The organism is Microbacterium sp. MPKO10 (genome assembly GCF_026107415.2).
Taxonomy (GTDB): domain Bacteria; phylum Actinomycetota; class Actinomycetes; order Actinomycetales; family Microbacteriaceae; genus Paramicrobacterium.
The window spans coordinates 291,395-309,330 of sequence record NZ_JAPCHX010000004.1 but is presented as its reverse complement, the minus strand read 5'-3'; the positions used below and the strand labels follow the sequence as shown (position 1 = coordinate 309,330).

At 64.6% G+C, this 17,936-nt stretch carries 17 protein-coding genes and 1 tRNA gene; 10 read left to right on the top strand and 8 right to left on the bottom strand.

Going from position 1 to position 17,936, the window contains the following annotated elements:
- Genes OK352_RS09615 through OK352_RS09605 form a run of 3 tightly spaced genes read right to left on the bottom strand, consistent with a single transcriptional unit; the run spans position 1 to position 3,812 of the window.
- Entirely contained in the window at positions 1-1,641 is a 1,641-nt protein-coding gene (locus OK352_RS09615) for a DNA repair helicase XPB (protein WP_265141252.1), read from the bottom strand.
- A gap of 37 nt (positions 1,642-1,678) precedes the next feature.
- On the bottom strand, positions 1,679-3,529 hold the full coding sequence (locus tag OK352_RS09610; RefSeq protein WP_265141251.1) for a helicase-associated domain-containing protein: 1,851 nt from the start codon (positions 3,527-3,529) through the stop codon (positions 1,679-1,681).
- 13 nt (positions 3,530-3,542) lie between these two features.
- A complete protein-coding gene (locus OK352_RS09605; RefSeq protein WP_265141250.1) occupies positions 3,543-3,812 on the bottom strand; it encodes a multidrug ABC transporter ATPase in 270 nt (89 codons plus the stop codon).
- A 135-nt stretch (positions 3,813-3,947) separates the two neighbouring features.
- Here OK352_RS09605 and OK352_RS09600 point away from each other — a divergent pair, with 135 nt between their 5' ends.
- Complete coding sequence (locus tag OK352_RS09600) at positions 3,948-4,331, top strand: cold-shock protein (RefSeq protein WP_265141249.1); 384 nt, start codon at positions 3,948-3,950, stop codon at positions 4,329-4,331.
- Complete coding sequence (locus OK352_RS09595; protein WP_265141248.1) at positions 4,324-5,481, top strand: DUF3027 domain-containing protein; 1,158 nt, start codon at positions 4,324-4,326, stop codon at positions 5,479-5,481. Before OK352_RS09600 ends, OK352_RS09595 begins: the two co-directional genes overlap by 8 nt.
- Before the next feature lie 253 nt (positions 5,482-5,734).
- Here the strand turns inward: OK352_RS09595 and serC are convergent, their stop codons facing one another.
- The gene (gene serC, locus OK352_RS09590; RefSeq protein WP_265141247.1) at positions 5,735-6,847 is read right to left on the bottom strand and encodes a phosphoserine transaminase; all 1,113 of its coding nucleotides are present in this window, start codon (positions 6,845-6,847) and stop codon (positions 5,735-5,737) included.
- 109 nt (positions 6,848-6,956) lie between these two features.
- On the opposite strand from serC, the gene OK352_RS09585 reads away from it, so the two are divergent.
- The 5 genes from OK352_RS09585 (at position 6,957) to OK352_RS09565 (ending at position 10,431) form a co-directional block, all read left to right on the top strand.
- Positions 6,957-7,652 carry an iron-dependent transcriptional repressor DtxR gene (locus tag OK352_RS09585; protein WP_265141246.1) on the top strand — a complete coding sequence of 232 codons (696 nt, stop codon included), beginning with the start codon at positions 6,957-6,959 and terminating at the stop codon, positions 7,650-7,652.
- A gap of 211 nt (positions 7,653-7,863) precedes the next feature.
- A complete protein-coding gene (locus tag OK352_RS09580) occupies positions 7,864-8,757 on the top strand; it encodes a C40 family peptidase (RefSeq protein WP_265141245.1) in 894 nt (297 codons plus the stop codon).
- 324 nt (positions 8,758-9,081) lie between these two features.
- Complete coding sequence (locus OK352_RS09575) at positions 9,082-9,585, top strand: HNH endonuclease (RefSeq protein WP_265141244.1); 504 nt, start codon at positions 9,082-9,084, stop codon at positions 9,583-9,585.
- Between the two features lie 31 nt (positions 9,586-9,616).
- Positions 9,617-9,688, top strand: a tRNA-Arg gene (locus OK352_RS09570).
- An 83-nt stretch (positions 9,689-9,771) separates the two neighbouring features.
- Positions 9,772-10,431 (top strand): histidine phosphatase family protein, encoded by a 660-nt coding sequence (locus OK352_RS09565; protein ID WP_265141243.1) that lies wholly within the window; start codon positions 9,772-9,774, stop codon positions 10,429-10,431.
- A 6-nt stretch (positions 10,432-10,437) separates the two neighbouring features.
- Here OK352_RS09565 and OK352_RS09560 read toward each other — a convergent pair whose 3' ends face one another.
- On the bottom strand, positions 10,438-11,427 hold the full coding sequence (locus OK352_RS09560) for a Gfo/Idh/MocA family protein (protein WP_265141242.1): 990 nt from the start codon (positions 11,425-11,427) through the stop codon (positions 10,438-10,440).
- A 172-nt stretch (positions 11,428-11,599) separates the two neighbouring features.
- Here OK352_RS09560 and OK352_RS09555 point away from each other — a divergent pair, with 172 nt between their 5' ends.
- Positions 11,600-15,364, top strand: coding sequence for an AAA family ATPase (locus OK352_RS09555; RefSeq protein ID WP_372338091.1), 3,765 nt, complete (start codon positions 11,600-11,602; stop codon positions 15,362-15,364).
- 2 nt (positions 15,365-15,366) lie between these two features.
- Positions 15,367-15,573 carry a hypothetical protein gene (locus OK352_RS09550; protein ID WP_265141241.1) on the top strand — a complete coding sequence of 69 codons (207 nt, stop codon included), beginning with the start codon at positions 15,367-15,369 and terminating at the stop codon, positions 15,571-15,573.
- Between the two features lie 112 nt (positions 15,574-15,685).
- Here the strand turns inward: OK352_RS09550 and mscL are convergent, their stop codons facing one another.
- Genes mscL through OK352_RS09535 form a run of 3 tightly spaced genes read right to left on the bottom strand, consistent with a single transcriptional unit; the run spans position 15,686 to position 16,950 of the window.
- Positions 15,686-16,102, bottom strand: coding sequence for a large-conductance mechanosensitive channel protein MscL (gene mscL, locus OK352_RS09545; RefSeq protein ID WP_372338090.1), 417 nt, complete (start codon positions 16,100-16,102; stop codon positions 15,686-15,688).
- A gap of 14 nt (positions 16,103-16,116) precedes the next feature.
- Positions 16,117-16,356 carry an FmdB family zinc ribbon protein gene (locus OK352_RS09540; protein WP_265141239.1) on the bottom strand — a complete coding sequence of 80 codons (240 nt, stop codon included), beginning with the start codon at positions 16,354-16,356 and terminating at the stop codon, positions 16,117-16,119.
- A gap of 15 nt (positions 16,357-16,371) precedes the next feature.
- Positions 16,372-16,950: a 5-formyltetrahydrofolate cyclo-ligase gene (locus tag OK352_RS09535; protein ID WP_265141238.1), complete on the bottom strand. Its 579-nt coding sequence runs from the start codon at positions 16,948-16,950 to the stop codon at positions 16,372-16,374.
- An 80-nt stretch (positions 16,951-17,030) separates the two neighbouring features.
- On the opposite strand from OK352_RS09535, the gene galU reads away from it, so the two are divergent.
- Positions 17,031-17,924 (top strand): UTP--glucose-1-phosphate uridylyltransferase GalU, encoded by an 894-nt coding sequence (galU, locus tag OK352_RS09530; RefSeq protein ID WP_265141237.1) that lies wholly within the window; start codon positions 17,031-17,033, stop codon positions 17,922-17,924.
- The last annotated feature ends 12 nt before the right edge of the window (positions 17,925-17,936 follow it).

The window sequence follows — 17,936 nt, the reverse complement described above, 5'->3', positions numbered from 1 at the left end:
CTACGCGGCGATGCTGCTGGCGTCGAGAATCGAGTAGCTGTAGCCCTGTTCCGAGAGGAAACGCTGACGGTTCTGCGCGAAGTCCTGGTCAAGCGTGTCACGCGAGACGAGCGTGTAGAAGTTCGCGGTGAGACCTGACGTCTTGGGGCGCAGCAGACGGCCAAGGCGCTGTGCTTCCTCTTGCCGTGACCCGTACGAACCGGAGACCTGGATAGCGACAGTCGCCTCGGGCAGGTCGATCGAGAAGTTTGCCACCTTCGAGACCACGAGCACCGGTTCGATACCGTCGCGGAACTGCTGATAGAGGCGTTCGCGTTCATCGTTCGGCGTCTCGCCGGTGAGCTTCGGCGCGCCCAGAACATCCGAGAGCTCCTCAAGCTGGTCGAGATACTGGCCGATCACGAGGATGCGCTCATCCGGATGCTTGTCGATCAGTCGCTTCACAATACTGATCTTCGCCGGGGTCGTCGCGGCGAGACGATACCGCTCGTTGTCGGCGGAGGCCGCGTATTCGAGACGATCGGCCTTCGGCATATCGACGCGCACCTCGAAGCATTCGGCGGGCGAGATGTAGCCCTGCGACTCGATTTCTTTCCATGGCGCGTCGAACCGTTTGGGGCCGATCAGGCTGAAGACGTCGCCTGCTCGGCCGTCTTCGCGGACCAGCGTCGCCGTGAGACCGAGGCGCCGCCGGGCCTGCAGATCGGCAGTGAGCTTGAAGACAGGGGCAGGGAGCAGATGCACCTCGTCGTAGACGACGAGCCCCCAGTCGAGGGCATCGAGCAGCGAGAGGTGAGTGTACTGGCCCTTCCGCCGCGAGGTGAGGATCTGATACGTCGCGATCGTGACGGGCTTGACCTCTTTGACATCGCCCGAGTACTCGCCGATGTCGTCTTCGGTGAGGCTCGTGCGGCGCAGCAGCTCGTCTCGCCATTGCCGTGCGGCCACCGTATTCGTCACGAGAATCAATGTGGTCGTGCCTGCCGTTGCCATTGCGCCGGCGCCCACAAGCGTCTTCCCCGCGCCGCACGGCAGCACCACGACGCCGGAGCCACCGTCGAAGAAGTTGTCGATCGCCTTGTGCTGATAGTCGCGAAGCGCCCAGCCGTCCTCGTGCAGGTCGATCTCAAAGGGCGTTCCCGGGGTATAGCCGGCGAGATCCTCAGCGGGCCAGCCGAGCTTCACGAGCTCCTGCTTCACCTGGCCGCGCGCCCATGGTTCGATGAGATAGCTTGTCTCGGTCGGCTGCCCGATGAGCAGCGGGCTGATGCGCTTCGACCGTGACACCTCGGTGAGCACGGCGGCATCCTGACTCGAGAGCACGAGCTCACCGTCGCCGTCGCGTTCGATCACAAGGCGGCCGTACCGCGACACGGTGTCTTCGATGTCTGTCGACACCGTCTGGGGCACCGGAAACTTCGAGTATTCGTTCAGCGTGGCGAGCATCTCGTGTGCCCGGTGGCCCGCAGCTCGTGCGTTCCACAGACCGAGCCGTGTGATGCGGTAGGTGTGCACATGCTCAGGGGCGCGCTCGAGCTCGGCAAAAACGGCGAGAGCGTGCCGCGCGTCCTCTGCGTCGGGATGCGCGACTTCGAGGAGCACCGTGCGGTCGCTTTGAACGATAAGGGGGCCGTCAGACATAGCGTTCTAGCTTAGCGCCGCACGCTGAGAAGAGCATTCAGCCGTCGGCTCGCGACACCGAGCGGATGCTGGAGAGCGGAAGTGTCCGCTCGACATCCGCCGCGTTGTCCCGGCCGCGCAGCCGTCCGCCGCCGATCCCGGTCGGCTCCAGGGGCAGATCAACAGTCGATCCGTCCGGCATTGCGACTGACACGACGACAGTCGTGCGGCTGCGCACGGCCAGTTCGAGCTGCCGGACGATCCACGCATCGTCTGGATGGGCGCTCGTGCCTTTGACCGAGGCACGCAGACGCTCCACCAGCTCGGTGAGGTCGGGTTCGTCGTCGACGGGGGCAGCGGCGATATGGTGCCGGGTGACGCGCACCAGTCGACCGGCGGTGTCTTCGGCCGACACTGCGTAGCGGGCATCCTGCAGTGCCCAGAAGACGACGTCGCGCGAAAACCGGCTCTCCAGTGTGCCCGGTGCCGCACGGCGCAAACCCAGCGGCGCGAGGTTTTGATCGACCGTGAGGGTCTCGAGCAGATCGTCGTCTGTGGACCGGATGCTGCTGCGCGCCGGACTGCCGTGCGGATTCTCACGAACCCGCAAGAGCCCGTGGCGCGCGGAGACATCGGTGACGAGGTAGTGCAGAGGCTGAGGGATGCCCGTGAGTGACAGCTCGGTGAGGAATGCGAAAATGCTCGCCTCGTCTTCGCCCATTCCGAGTGCGCGATCGATGCTCGCGCGACTGAACCGGTACGTCGTGGCTTGGGAACGGGATTCGATGTCGGCCATGGCACGGAGTCGCGTGTCGCGTGACGGCAGGAGCGGGCCGGGGGAGATGACGCTCAGATCGTCTTGAATGTAAACCTGGCTGACCTCGTGCGGCAGCACCGCGCGCACGTATTCAACGGCGTCACCGGAGTGGCCCGCCAAAAGTTCCCGTCCGGCACGCGACAGCGTGTCATCAGCAATGATGCCGAGCGCTTCGGCGTGGGCGATGAGGCGTTCCACGCGGGCCCTGACCACGTCTCCGCCAATGGGATAGAGCCACAGCGCCTGCGCACGAGCCGTGCTAGCCCATCGGGTGTCGTGGCGCGTCGTCAGGAGTGGCTTCGCATCGTCGGGAATGCCGTCGCGCCAAGCGTCGGCGAGGCGCACCCAGCGTTCCGTTGTCGTGAGCTCAAGCCAGTCGATGCCCGCGGGTGTGGGCGCCCAATACCTGTCCTCCAGGGCGACGAGACCCGCCGCTTCCGCAATGGCCAGCACAGGGCCGACGTCGTCGAAGTCGATGCCCGTCGCTGACGCGAGCCGTCGTGTGTCTGGAAGGGCGAGACCGCCGCGGCCGAGTTCCTTCGCCGGTGCTCGACGCACCTCGGCGATGATCTCTCCCGCAGCTGTCGTCGTCGTGAACGCACGCTCGCCTGCAAGAGCATCGACGCGATCGGACTCTCCGACAGGATTCAGCACGGTCGGCGGGTGATCGGCGAGGTCATGCGTCGCCGGGAGCCCGCGCCCCCGCAGATCACCGAGGACGGTGCCGACGATATCGAGTGGGTGCACTCGGTCATCGATCACAACGAGACACAGCAGCGCCGCACGGGCGAGACCGTCCGCAGCCTCGGCCGCGGCATCGGTGCCCTCGCCCAGCGATTCTATGCGGGTGGTCAGCTCGCTCACGGAGTGTGGGGCACCGATCTCGGCGGCAGCTGAAAGCGCCAGCAGCATCCGCCTGTCGCATGTGCGCATCGTGCGCTCCACTCGCTGACGCTCGAGCAGGCGTTCCGCGAGGTCGAAAAAGTCGTTGATTCGTGTTCCATCGGTGATGCCGCGAGCCAGGCAGAGACGAATAAGATCGTCATCGCTCGCCGCCCGCAGGTGCGTGGCGACGGTCAGAGCGTCTGTCATGCCTGGACTCCCGTCATCGGCGGCGCGCCTGCCGACTGCGGCTGACGGCGCCGGAGATCAACAACGCAATCAACACGAGCATTGCCAGCGGCAGGCCAATGTACGGCGTCATCGCGACGACGGGCCAGAACCCCGTTCCGAAGTCGGATTGCGCCATGCCGCTCCACGTTCCGATCATGATTGCGAAGAAGCTGGCAACCGAGAGAATCACGACACTCACGAGGACGTACGCGAGAACGCGCTGTGCTGTGCCGGTCGACGGTTCAGAATCAGAGGAAGCCACGCTCTCCAGGATAGGCCCCACGCGCCCGTAGCGAATACGATGGAGAAGAGCAGGGTGCCCCTGCTCGCCGACGGTGACACTCCGCCGGCGCACACCAGGCGCACTCAGCGCCTCTTTTCCACAGTGAGGTTCTCCATGCCCACCGGCAAGGTCAAGTTCTACGACGAAGACAAGGGCTTCGGCTTCATCACGAGTGAAGACGGTGAACAGGTCTTCCTCCATGCCTCCGCGCTTCCCGAGGGCGTCACGAGTCTGCGGGCCGGAACCCGTCTCGAGTTCGGTGTCGCGCAAGGCAAGCGCGGCGCACAGGCGCTCTCGGTGCGCCTTCTCGACCAGCCGCACAGCGTGGTTCGCATGAACCGCAAACCCGCCGATGACATGGTGGTGATCGTCGAGGACCTCATGAAGATTCTCGATGGAGTCAGCGGAACACTTCGCAAGGGGCACTACCCTGACAACGCACACTCACGAAAGGTCGCGGCCGTACTGCGCCGCGTAGCGGACGAACTTGATGCCTGACACGAACGACGAGACGACGAACGACGAGCAGCGCTCGAGCGCGCAGGGGACGGAGAATCTCCAGGCTGCGGAGGCAACGAATCCGTCGGCCAGCGCCCAGCCACCAGCGCACTCGGAGTCCTCAGAGGGCACGGGGCCGGCGGAGACCACGGAACCGGGTGAACGCACGGGTGCGGGTGAGACCACGGACTCGGTTGCGACCGCGGAACCGTCAGACAGTGCAGGGCTGGAAGGCAGCACTGCAGGGGCAGCGGATGTCACATCTGCACAGGCGGCCGAGCCGACGGTAAGCGCCGCGTCGGCGGACGACGATGCCACGCCACTCGAGAGCGCGGACGGGACTAAGAGGGTTGCACCGGCAGACGGCATCGAGTCGGGTGACAGCGCTGAACAGGGCGAGAACGCGGATGCTGCTGAGTCTGCCGTGATCGAGCCAGATCCCGTGTTGCTTGACGCGGTGGACACGGCGCGCCGTGCGCTCCTCGATGTCGTCGACGCCGAGGATGTCGGTGATTTTGCCGGACACACCGTGGAAGACGAGCACACGCTCTCGCTGCTCTTCGAGAATCGCCTTGACGGTTACCCGGGATGGTTCTGGACCGTGACGCTGACACGCGTCGACGACGGTGAGCCGACTGTTGTCGAGTCTGAATTGATGCCGGGCGACTCGTCACTGCTCGCACCCGATTGGGTGCCCTGGTCTGAGCGGCTCGCCGAGTATCGAGCGCAGCAGGAAGAAGCCGCGCGTGAGGCAGCAGAGGCGGAGGCTGACGACCAGGATTCCGACGACGACGATGACGACGATGATGACGACGTGGCCGAACACCGCTCACGTCTCCACGCGGGAGACCTCGACGGCGTGGACGTTGACGAGTTCGACGAGCCCGCCCGAGACTCCGACCATGACCAGAGCGACACGGATGATGACGCCGAGGACAGCGACTCCCACGGCGACGACTCGGGCGACAGCTCAGATGACGACGGGCCGGACGACGATGGTTCAGACAACGGTGACGGTTCTGACAACGACAACTCTGACAGCGACAGCTCTGACAGCGACAGCGGATCGAGCCGTGGCGGACGACGAGGCTCACGTCGTGGCGGCGGTGGTCGTGGTCGGCGACGGTCACGTGGCCGACGCCGCTCCTGAGGGCTACCGAGAGCACACGCAACACCGCGGCATTCGCGATGATGCGGTCGAGCCGCATCGCGCCCGACGACCCTGACGACGCACGACGCAGCGCAAGCTGGACGACCCTGACGACGTAGCGCTAGCAGGTGAGAGCGTCGCCTCAGGGCCTCAAGGCGTCACCTCGTGCTCGGTGGCCCCCGGTGCGCACGGTTGTCCTCGGTTTCGAGCTGCTGAGGTGGCCACTCACTGCCCGGGCGCTTGGCCCCGGCAGTCAGAGAGCGTCGACGACGAACTCGATGGACTGAATAAGTTTGCGAACGTCGTCGGGATCGATCGAGACGAACGTCGCGATGCGCAACTGATTACGACCGAGCTTGCGATAAGGCTCGGTGTCGACGATCCCGTTGGCGCGCAGCGCAGCAGCGACGGCGGCCGCATCGACCGAGTCATCAAAGTCGATCGTCACGACGACGGCCGAACGATGATCCGGGTCAGAGACGAAGGGGCGAGCATACGAGACGGATTCCGCCCAGGTGTAGAGCACTGACGAAGACTCCGCCGTGCGTTCGGCCGCCCAGTCGAGGCCACCATTGCCGTTGATCCAGCGCAACTGGCTGTCCAAGAGGTGGAGCGTTGCGACAGCGGGGGTGTTGAGAGTCTGATTGAGCCGTGAATTGTCGACGGCGTTCTTCAGGCTCAGAAACTCCGGGATGTACCGGTCGGATGCTGCAATCCGCTCGACGCGTTCGAGAGCCGCAGGTGAGAAGAGGGCGAGCCACAATCCGCCGTCCGAACCGAGGTTCTTCTGCGGCGCGAAGTAATACACGTCTGTGTCGGCAGCGTCGACGGCAAGACCGCCCGCTCCGCTCGTTGCGTCAATCACCGTGAGAGCACCATCATCGCCACGGACACGGGTGACCGGAGCCATGACGCCCGTGGACGTCTCGTTGTGCGGCCACGCATACACGTCCACACCCTCGACGGGTGATGGCACGGCCAGCGATCCTGGCTCAGCGCTGCGCACATCGGGAGCCGTCAGCCAGGGAGCAGCGGCCGCCTTGGCGAACTTGCCGCCGAACTCACCAAACGTCATGTTCTGCGACTGCTTCTCGATGAGCCCGAATGCCGCGGCATCCCAGAACGCTGTCGATCCGCCGTTGCCGAGAACGACCTCGTAACCGTCCGGGATCGAGAAAAGCTGGGCGATCTGCTCGCGCACGCTGCCGACGAGGTTCTTGACCGGTGACTTACGGTGTGACGTCCCCAGAAGTCCGGTTGCCGCATCTGAGAGTGCGTCGACTTGTTCGGCTCGGATCTTCGCCGGGCCGCAGCCGAATCGTCCGTCAGCGGGCAGCATGTCAGCGGGAATCACGATCTCAGGCATAGATCGATTCTACGCACGCGAGCTCGCGGAGTTTATTTGACGGATTCAAGACTCACTGTGTTTCCCGGTAGGCTTGACGAATACAAGAGCATTGCCGGGGGAGGCATTGATGACCGACCTTATTGACACGACCGAGATGTACCTGCGTACTGTCCTCGAACTGGAGGAAGAAGGTATCGTCCCGCTGCGTGCGCGCATCTCCGAGCGCCTCGGACATTCTGGGCCGACGGTGTCCCAGACTGTCGGGCGCATGGAGCGCGATGGACTCATCGTCGTCTCCGACGATCGTCACCTTGAGCTGACCGATGACGGTCGGCGAAAGGCCGTCCACGTGATGCGCAAGCACCGTCTCGCCGAACGTCTTCTCAACGATGTGATCGGACTCGAATGGGAGTACGTACACGAAGAAGCATGCCGCTGGGAGCACGTGATGAGCGAGCAGGTCGAGCGCAAACTGCTCGACATGCTGAACCACCCCACGGAGTCTCCCTATGGAACGCCCATCCCTGGACTCGACGAATTCGGAGAGAGCCCTGGAATCGCGTTTTCTCAGGGCGTGGTGAACCTCGTCACCCTTGTGCGCGATGCCGATGAACCGCGCCGTGCCAGCATCCGCCGCCTCGCAGAGCCGGCTCAGCTGGAACCCGAGCTGCTCGCTCAGCTGAAGCACGCGGGTGTCGTCCCGGGAAACGCCGGGGAATTCTCGAAGAACGGCTCGTATATCGTCGTCACCATCGACGGAGTCGATGAGGGCATTGAGCTTCCGCCCGAGGTGGCGACGCACATCTACGTGACGGCTCCGTAACGACGCTCGCCGACTGAAGGCGGGAAAATTCGGGAAAACGTTGCACAAACGTGACAATTCGCGGCGGATGCCGTAATCTCGGGTAGGTCCTGAGGCGTACGTCCTGAGGAACGTCACCGGGCGCCCTGCTGAAACTCGTCCCCGGTGCCGAAACCCGCGATAACAATGCGTGGACGAGTCAGTGAAAGCTGAAAGGGCGCCGGAGGAACCCGTGGCCCTATCCACCGACTCTGATCTCGCAGCCCCCTCGAACACTCGACCCCTCACCCGCCGTGAACGCCGCGCCGCCGAGGCGAAGTCGGCCATCGTCCGCACCCCGGTGAGCGCCCCGCGCACGGGTTCCAGTTCCGCACGAACGCCCCTCGACCGTCCCGCGGCGAGAACAGCCCCCGCCTCAGCGGCACCGAGCACTCGCCCGACAGCCTGGCAGCGCTGGCGCTCGACACTCGTCATGATGATCGTTGTGCCCGGACTGTGCGCCGCATTCGCGCTCCCCGGAACGTTCGCGCCCGCCAGCCAGGCCGCACCGCTGACCACAGAGAGCGACCGCACGGTCGGAGCACAAGAGCTGAACGTGAGTACGGCAGCAAGCATCACCTCGATCGCGCGCGACACGTACTCGGCGACGACCCAAGACGAGCTCGATGCCGCGGCTGAGGCGAAAGCCGCAGCTGAGCGGGCCAAGCGCGCCGAAGAGGCGGCGAAGAATTCGTCATCGCAGGACTCGGGCGGAACCAGCGCTCCCGGTCCTGTCGCCCCGCCCTCGACCTCGTACAGCCTCTCAGCCGTATTCAACACAGCGAAGCAGTACATCGGAACGCCGTACGTGTACGGCGGCGCCACCCCGGCCGGATTCGACTGCTCCGGCTTCGTCATGTACGTCTTCGGCCAGTACGGCATCTCGCTTCCGCATGGAGTCTCCGGCCAGGCTGCGGCGGGCACGCGCATCCCGACATCGCAGGCTCAGCCTGGTGACCTTGTCATCATGAACGGGCACGACGGCTTCTACGCCGGCAACGGGATGATCCTGGATGCCCCGAAGCCGGGCGGGCATGTCAGCATCCGCCCGATCTGGACCAGCAACTACTACATCGTCCGCATCTGAGGACGGTAAACGCCGAGCGAAATCTCGGCGGTGACCTGACGAACGGCGCGCCCGATTACTCGGGCGTGTCGTTCGTGGGTTAATCTAAGGCTCAGACGACTCGCTGGAGGTGAGTGAAGCGATGAGCGGAATACCCGGTGTCCATCCCATGGACATACGAGACTTCTCTGCTCACCGCCCTGTCGGAGAGATAGGCCGCACTGCGGCTCGAGGAAGGCACTGCCCAGCGGGCAGTGCCTTTTGTGTTTCCGTCCCTCCCCTGCCGCGCGTCGCTGATGTGTCGAATTACCGGGAAGCCGTCACGGCCATTCGAGAGGAAGCGCAATGCGCACGTTGGTACTGAACGCTGGTTTCGAGCCACTCGCAGTGGTGTCATTCCGCCGAGCCCTCGCGCTCGTGCTCTGCGGGAAGGCAGCTGTCGTCGAGATCGTCGAGGACAATCCGGTGTGGGGAGTGTCCGTGCGCTACGACAGACCCAGCGTCATCGTGCTCACGCGATACGTCAAGGTTCCCTACGGCCGCCGGATTCCCGTCACGCGCCGTGGCGTGCTGAAACGAGATCTGCATCGCTGCGCCTATTGCGGCACCAACGCCACGACCATCGACCACGTCGTGCCACGGTCGCGCGGGGGAGAGGACAGCTGGCAGAACCTCGTCGCCTGCTGCCTGCGCTGCAACAGCACGAAGGGCAACCGCACACCGGCAGAGATGGGCTGGCAGTTGCGCGTCACGCCGCGGATGCCCTACGGCCCGGGTTGGGCTGTGCGCGGTGCCGAAGGGGCTGCGCCGCAGTGGGAGCAGTATCTCGCTCCTGCCGTCGCCGCGTGAGGTGCTCGAGACGGTAGACTGTCTGTCGTTTGCCTCTGTAGCTCAATGGAAGAGCAGTTGCGTCCTAAGCAAACGGTTGGGGGTTCGAGTCCCTCCAGGGGCACCGTTGCGCCGTCGGCGCCCACAGGTTCTTCAGGCGGTCCGTCATAGGATCGAGAGAGACTGAGAGCCTGCAAGGAGCCCCGCATGAGACTGCTGTTGATCCGTCACGGACAGACCCCGTCGAATGTCGCCGGACGTCTCGACACGGCGGTTCCCGGGCCCGGACTGACGGAGCTGGGCCTCGCGCAGGCGGCGGCGATCCCGCGCGCTCTCGAGGGGGAGCGAATCGGCACGATCTTCGCCTCGACGCAGGTGCGGGCACAGCTGACCGCCACGCCTCTGGCCGAGACCCTCGACCGACGGCTCACGGTGCGCGACGGCATCCGCGAGATCTACGCGGGCGACCTCGAGATGCGCAATGACCAGGATGCTGTGGCCGAATACCACAGCGCCTCGTTTTCCTGGATCGATGGCGACCTGAACGAGCGGGTTCCCGGCGGCGAAAGCGGGCACGATGTCTTCGGGCGTTTCGACGCCGTCGTCGATGAAGCATCGGCCACAGGGGATGAGACCGTTGCGATCATCGCTCACGGACAGGTGCTGCGCGTATGGGCAGCCGCCCAGGCGCAGGCGACACAGCGATTTGCCTCAGAGAACCCGCTGCACAATACCGGCATGATCGTGCTCAACGGCACCGCCGGTCAATGGTCGCTCGTCGACTGGCGCAGCGAACCGCTCGGCGGCGAGAACCTCGACGTCGGCATCAGCGGCGGCCCGGGCGGGACCACCGCAGGCGTGCGCTGACGAGCGTCAATCGAGGCGGGGCTGCCGCAACGGCATCCCTGCAGTCCGATACGCATCGTCGATGAGGCTCATCGTCGCGACAGCATCCTGGGCATCGGAGACGACGGGGGAGCCGTCACGAATGGCGGCAACAAATGCCCGCAGCTGGTACGCATACGTCGTCTCGTTCGTGACCTTCTCGACGCGAGCGCCCTCCGTCGTCGTCACGGTGAACTCGTTTCCCTCGTGCGGGAGGAACGGATGCGTTGACACGAGAGTGCCGCGCTCGCCAGTGATCGTCGCTGACATATGTGCCTCACGCATCATCGAGCTGGATGCTGTGCCGGTCGCCCCGCCCGGGAACTGAACCGAGACCACCATCGACCCGTCGACGCCGGGAGCGAACTCCGTAGCGCTTGCCGACAGGACGCGGGGCTCGCCCAGCCCCAGCGCGCGCATGAGACGCAGTGGATAGCACCCGACGTCCATGAGCGCGCCGCCGGCAAGCGCAAGACTCCAGCGCACATTGTCTGGCTGATCCGGGATCGAGAACGCGAAGTCCGATTCGACAGACCGGATGCTGCCGAGCTCTCCGCTGGAGATGACGTCCTGCATGAAGCGCGTGACCGGGTGGTAGAGATTGTGGAACGCCTCCATGACCACGAGACCGGAACCGGCAGCGACAGCGGCGACTTCGCGCGCCTCGTCGGCATTGGCGGCGAATGGCTTCTCGCACAGGACGTGCTTGCCCGCGGCGATGGCCGCCCGAGTCCACCGCCCATGAAGCCCGTTCGGTGTCGGGACGTAGATGGCGTCAACATCGTCTGATGCGAGCAGATCGTCGTACGAGCCGAAGGCTGTTGGGATTCCGTGCTCGTGTGCATAGGATCGCGCGCGGCTCAGGTCACGCGCCGCGACGGCCGCCACGACCGTGTCGGGGTTGTCCCGAGCGGGAGCGATGAGCGCGCGAGGAGCGATATCGGCGGCGCCGAGCACGCCAATGCGAAGAGAAGCCATGCGTCTCAGTCTGGCAGAATGGGTCAGGTTCCGGAGATGCTCAACCAGGGCGCGAGGGCAGAATTCGCTGCGGCAACCTGCGATCAGGCACAAAACTGCGCGAAACTCGCCGACATTACCGGAATTTCACGGTTCTTACGCATAGTGTGGCGGTGTGTGGAGGCGTGACAAGATGACTGAGAGAGCAGTGTCGGGCGACAACCCGTCGCTTGAGCTCGCTCCGAACGTGACGCAGCCGCAGCAGATTTCCATGGGAGATCCCTCAGTCGAAATGGGAAACGTGGCAGACGACGAGTGGCAGCGTTGGCGTGAGGATCTCGCTGAGACGGGCGGAACTTCGCCGCTTCTGCACTTCGACGACGAGCGCGAATACCGCATTGAACTGAGCGCCGCGCACCCCGGCAGCCTTCCGCAGTTCATCACAGGTAACTCCACGTTGTTGTCCAACCTGATCCGTGACGATGTCGCTCTGCGATCGGCTCGCGCCGCCGCCGACCTCATCACCACGAAGGGCATCGAGCTGCGCACGGTTCGCGGCCTCGAGGCTGTGCATCTCGCGGTCGGACTGGCCCACTGGCGCCACGGCGGCGAGAACTTCTGCGCACCTGTTCTGCTGCGCCCACTCGCGATTCGTCGCTATGGCAACGACTACGAACTCAAGCTCACCGGATCGATCGAGCTCAATCCTGAGTTGGCGCGCGCACTCGAGGACCAGTTCGACATTCACCTGGATGCCCGTGCCTTTGAAGCGCTGGCCATGTCTGAAGGCGTCTTCAAGCCGCAGCCGGTCATCGACAGCCTGCGCAACCTCACCGGCCACCTCGACTGGTTCAACGTTCAGCCGCGCCTCGTCGTGTCATCGTTCTGCGCCGTCGGCGCCGCCATGGAGCGGGATGCCGCAGAGCTCGACCACCCGGTTCTCGACGCTCTCGCCGGCAACGCCAGCGCCCGCCGACTTCTCGAGTCGGGAACAGCGTTCGTCGACGCGATTGGATCTGACGAGCGCAGCCCGTCCACGGACACCCTGCTGCTCGACTCGGATTCCGAGCAGGAGAACGTGATCGCACAGATCACGGAGGGACAGTCGGTCGTCGTCTCCACGCTCCCTGGTACCGGAGGCACGCAGACGATCGTCAACGCGATCGGTGCGCTCGTCTCGAATCACAAACGCGTGCTCGTCGTCGGCCCGCGCACGTCGACGCTTGACGGCATCCGGCATCGACTCGGCGGAGTCGGGCTGCACGGAGTCGCCGCGCACCCGCGAACACTCAGGCGCGATCTCATTCAGGCGATCTCGCGCAATGAGAAAGCAGAGAACCCAAAGGTCACCGAGATCGACGACGCTCTCGTGCGGTTGCGGAAGGTGCTTCTCGACTATCGGTCCGGGCTCGCCAAGCGGGACCCGGCGCTCGGTGTCACCGTCTCTGACATGCTGAGCGCCCTGACGGCGCTGTCAAACCGGCCAACGCCGCCATCGACAACGGCGCGCCTCAGCTACGAATCTCTCGCGAAACTATCGACCGACCGCACCGCCGTCGCCGAGTCGCTCGCGCAGGCCGCCTCCCTCGGTGAGTTCCAATACGGTCCCGATGATTCGCCCTGGTACGGTGCAAACTTTTCGACAACGCCCGAAGCCAAAAAGGCGCACGAACTCGCCAAGCGCATCAACCACACGGATCTGCCGCGACTCCTCGAACGCGCATACGAGCTGGTGGGTCAGACGCGGATGCGCCCGTTCGAGAGCATCGACGAGCTCGGCGTCTACCTGCGCCTCATGCTCGACATCCGCGAGACTCTCGATAAGTTCGTCCCCGCCGTCTTCGACAGGTCGCTCTCCGAGCTGATCGCCGCGACGGGCGGCCGCCGCGAATCCGGAAGCATGTCGAGCGGAAACCGCCGTCGTCTGCGCAAGCTGGCACGTGAGTATGTGCGCCCCGGCGTGCACATCGCCGACATGAACGCGTCGCTGCGCCGCATCCAACAGCAACGGATTCTCCTGCAGCGCTACGTCGACTCCGGCATCGCGCCCGAGGTGCCGTTGGGAATCGCCGACGTTCACGTAGCTCACCAGAAGGTCGTCGCCGACCTGGCCGAGCTCGATGCTCCGCTGGGGCGCACGGACCACGACAACAGCCTCTCTGCTCTGCCGATCCGTTCCCTTGTGCGGGTCATGTCCGGTTTGGCTGCTGAGTCGACAGTGATGGAGAACCTGCAGGAGCGCACCACGCTGATCACAGAGCTGCGCGAACTCGGACTCACCCCGCTGCTCACCGACCTGTCGAACCGGCACGTTCCCGCCGACCGCGTTGCCGACGAGCTGGAGCTCGCGTGGTGGCAGTCCGCTCTTGAATACTCGCTCGCGAACGACAAGTCGCTGCTGGGAGCCAATACCAAGGTCATCGACCGGCTCGAATCCGACTTCCGACTTGTCGACGAAGCACACGCCTCGGCGTCAGGTCCGCTGCTCGCCGCCATGCTCGCGGAGACCTGGCGGATCGGACTCGTCGACTGGCCGGAGGAAGCACGCGACTTGCGATCACTGCTGAAGACGGTGCCGCGTGTGACCCCGCGTGAGCTCGAGAGCGTGGCTCCGCATCTCTCGCGTGCGCTGTCGCCCGTCTGGCTCACCTCGCCCTACGAGGTGCCGCAGATTCCCGACAGCATCCGCTTTGACGCCGTCTTCCTCGTGGATGCGGGCGCGTCAACGATTGCCGAGAACGTGGGCGCGATCAGGCGGGCGAAGCAGGTTGTGGCCTTCGGCGACACTGTGACGCAAAGCCCGACTCCCTTCCACACGGCGGTATCGGATTCGGCATCCGACGCCGCTCTCGCCGAAGACGTCGAAACCCGTCACGCCGACTCTGCTCTGGCCCGACTCTCCGATCTGCTGCCCGGGCTGACGCTCACGCGCAGTTACCGTGCTGGCGGGGAGGACCTGGCCGAGCTCGTGAACCAGCGCTTCTACGGCGGTGAGATCGATTCACTGCCGTGGGCCGGTTCGTTCCTCGGGCACGGCAGCCTGACTCTCGATTACGTGTCGAACGGCCACGGAATGCCGGACCCCGACACGGGAACCGTCGAGTCGGTCGATCCAGAAGTTGTCCGCGTGGTGAATCTCGTGCTTGAGCACGCCACGAACCGGCCGCGTGAGTCTCTCATGGTGATCACGGCGAGCCAGCGTCACGCGACGCGTGTTCAGCAGTCCGTGCTCGCCGCGTTCGCCCGGCGATCCGACCTGGCCGACTTCATTCTGCGCGAGAGGTCCGAGCCGTTCACGGTGCTCACCCTCGAGCAGTCTGTGGCCGAGAGCCGTGACCGTGTGATCTTCTCGCTCGGCTATGGTGTCACCCCGCACGGACGCGTCCTCTCGACCTTTGGCACGCTCGGTGAACCAGGGGGAGACCGTTTACTTGCCGTCGGGATGACACGCGCACGACGCTCCATGGTGATCGTGACGTGCATTCGCCCCGAAGATATCGACCCGGAGCGCATGCAGCACGGCATCGCCGCGCTCGCGCAGCTTCTGCGCGAACCGCCGCGCTGGTCGCCCCGCCCGCCCGTCATCGATGGTGCCGAACCGATGATGCTCGACCTCGCCGAGCGGCTGTATCGCAACGGGCTGTCCGTGGAGATCGGGTATCGCGGAAAGCTGGCTCTTGTGGCCAGCTATCGCGACCGCGCCATCGTCGTCGAATCAGACGTCGAGGTGGCTGCCGAGTCGTTGCGTGAGTCGCTGCGACTGCGTCCCGAGGTGCTGCGCCGGCTCGGATGGCACTACCTGCGTGTTCACGGTTTCGATCTCTTCAGCGATCCAGTCGCCGTCGCGAGCACGGTGATGTCCATCGTCGGCGCTCCCGAGACAGAGCGAGCCGAGCCGGCGAGCGACCGTGCAGCGGCACTCCTCGACACAGCTCCGCAGCCGACTCTCGATCAGTGAGCATGGCAGAACGACCTGAGCCGGCGCCGCGCCGTATCGTGCGTTCTCGCGGCGGTCGGCGTGCGACGCTGCCGGCGGTTCCGGGAACGGATCCGGAGCCGGAGAGCGGTCGTGCACGGCCCGAGAGCGAGACGGATGAGGCCTGGGGCGACGACCCTGCAGGCAACGACCGTCGGCTCCGAGCTGACAAACCGCCGCACTGGGGATAGCGTACGCAGACGTCGACCAAGCACCGAGCGGCCGAGCGTTCCTCCACGTCCATGCGCTTAAACGACGGATGCCGCGGCTCTCTGTGAGAGACCGCGGCATCCGTGGGTAGCGTCAGACGTGCTTGCCCGACTCTTTGTCTGTGTCTTTCAGAAGGTCGCGAATCTCCGTGAGAAGATCGAGCTCGGTGACGGGAGCATCCTCGTCGACGACGCCGGCATTGCGCCGCGCCTCTGCCCGGTCGCGCATGGTGTTGACCGGCAGCACGAAGACGAAGTACACGACGGCCGCGACGATCAGGAAGCTGATGACCGCAGCGATGACGGCGCCGAACTTGAACTGAGCACCGGCGAGGGTGACGACCAGTGCCTCGTTCAGGCTCTCGGCGTTGAACAGCAATCCGACGAGCGGATTGATCAGATTGTCGACGAGCGCCGTGACGACGGCTGTGAACGCAGCGCCGACAACGACCGCGACGGCAAGGTCCATGACATTGCCGCGCATGATGAATTCTTTGAACCCCTTGAGCACGGTTTTCCCCCTCGCTATGAGCCGGAGGAGCTTCCCCCGGAATCCGATGCTGAGGAAGACGATACCGGTTTGGACGCCGCTCGGGAGTCATTTCGATAAAAACCCGTGCCGTTGAACGTGACGCCGAGGTTACCGAAGACCTTGCGCAGGGCACCACCGCACGACGGGCATTCCGTCAGCGAGGCGTCAGAGAACTGCTGGTGAATATCGAAAGCGTTGTCGCACGCGGTGCAACGATAGGAATACGTGGGCATGGTCTTTCAGTCGAATCAGAAATCCAGGATGCGGCCCGGAGTCACGACACCGTTGACGGGTTGATCGTGAGCTTCCTTCGGTACCTTAGGCAGTACCTCGTTGTCGAAGACCACTGCGTACACAGGGGGACGATTCTCCAGGGAACCCAGGGTCTTGTCGAAATAGCCGCGGCCCCATCCTAGCCGGGTTCCCTGTACGTCGACAGCGCACGCGGGCACGATCATCAGGTCGACGTCGTTGATCGCGCTCGGTCCGAGCAGGTCGCCCACGGCTTCGGGTATACCCCAGAGCCCGGCCTTCTCGATGTCCTGCTCGCCGGCTGTCCAATCGAGAAGACCATCTTCCCGGCTGATGGGAAAGAGAACGCGGATGCTGGCGCCCAGCGCCCAGTCGATGAACGGGCGGGTGTTGGGCTCCGTCGCTGTCGACAGATAGCACGACACTGAGCGGGCTCCCAGAGCGGTCACGAGCGACTGCAGATTCTGCAGAATACCGGCACCGGCCTTGTCCTGCTCCGTCGGCGTGAGGTTCCGTCGGCGTTCGCGGAGTTCGGCACGCAGCGCCCGCTTCTCGGCGTCAGAGGTGCGTGGCATGGCCCCATTCTAGGTGTCGCCTCGCGTGTCGAAGGCGTCATGGAGTCCACCGGAGGGGCGCGGACGGTTACGCTATGGGTATGACAGCCAGAGTTCGTAAAGCCGTGATTCCTGCCGCCGGTTTGGGCACCCGTTTTCTGCCGGCGACGAAGGCTCTTCCGAAAGAGATGCTCCCGGTCGTTGACAAGCCGGCGATCCAGTACGTCGTCGAAGAGTCGGTCAGTGCTGACCTCACGGATGTGCTGATGATCATCGGCCGCAACAAGAATGCGATCAGCAATCACTTCGACCGGGTCACCGAGTTGGAGCTGAACCTGCAGAAGAAGGGGGACACGCAGAAGCTTGAGCGTGTCGTCAAGTCGCAGGAGCTCGCGGATATCTATTACCTGCGGCAGGGTGACCCGAAGGGCCTGGGCCATGCTGTGGCGCGTGCCCGGGCGCACGTGAACAATGAACCGTTCGCTGTGCTGCTCGGTGATGACCTCATCGATGCGCGCGACCCGCTGCTGAGCACGATGATCGCGGAACAGGAGAAGCGTGACGCCACGATCATTGCGCTGATGGAGGTCGAGCCCGACCAGATCCACCTCTACGGTGCTGCCGAGGTGGAGGCAACCGACTCTGAGGATGTCGTCAAGGTCACCGGTCTTGTCGAGAAGCCCGCGACTGAGGACGCCCCGTCGAATCTCGCGATCATCGGTCGATACGTGCTGAAGCCTGAGGTGTTCGACATTCTCGAGCACACCGAGCCGGGCAAGGGTGGAGAGATCCAGCTCACCGATGCGTTGCAGGAGATGGCCGCCGATGATGACGTCGCCGGGGGAGTCTACGGGGTGATCTTCCGCGGGCGCCGCTACGACACCGGCGACCGGCTCGACTACATCAAAGCCATCGTTCAGCTCGCGATGGACCGCGACGACCTCGGCCCGGCACTGAAACCGTGGCTCAAGGACTTCACGGACAATATCGACTGACGAGCACCTGGG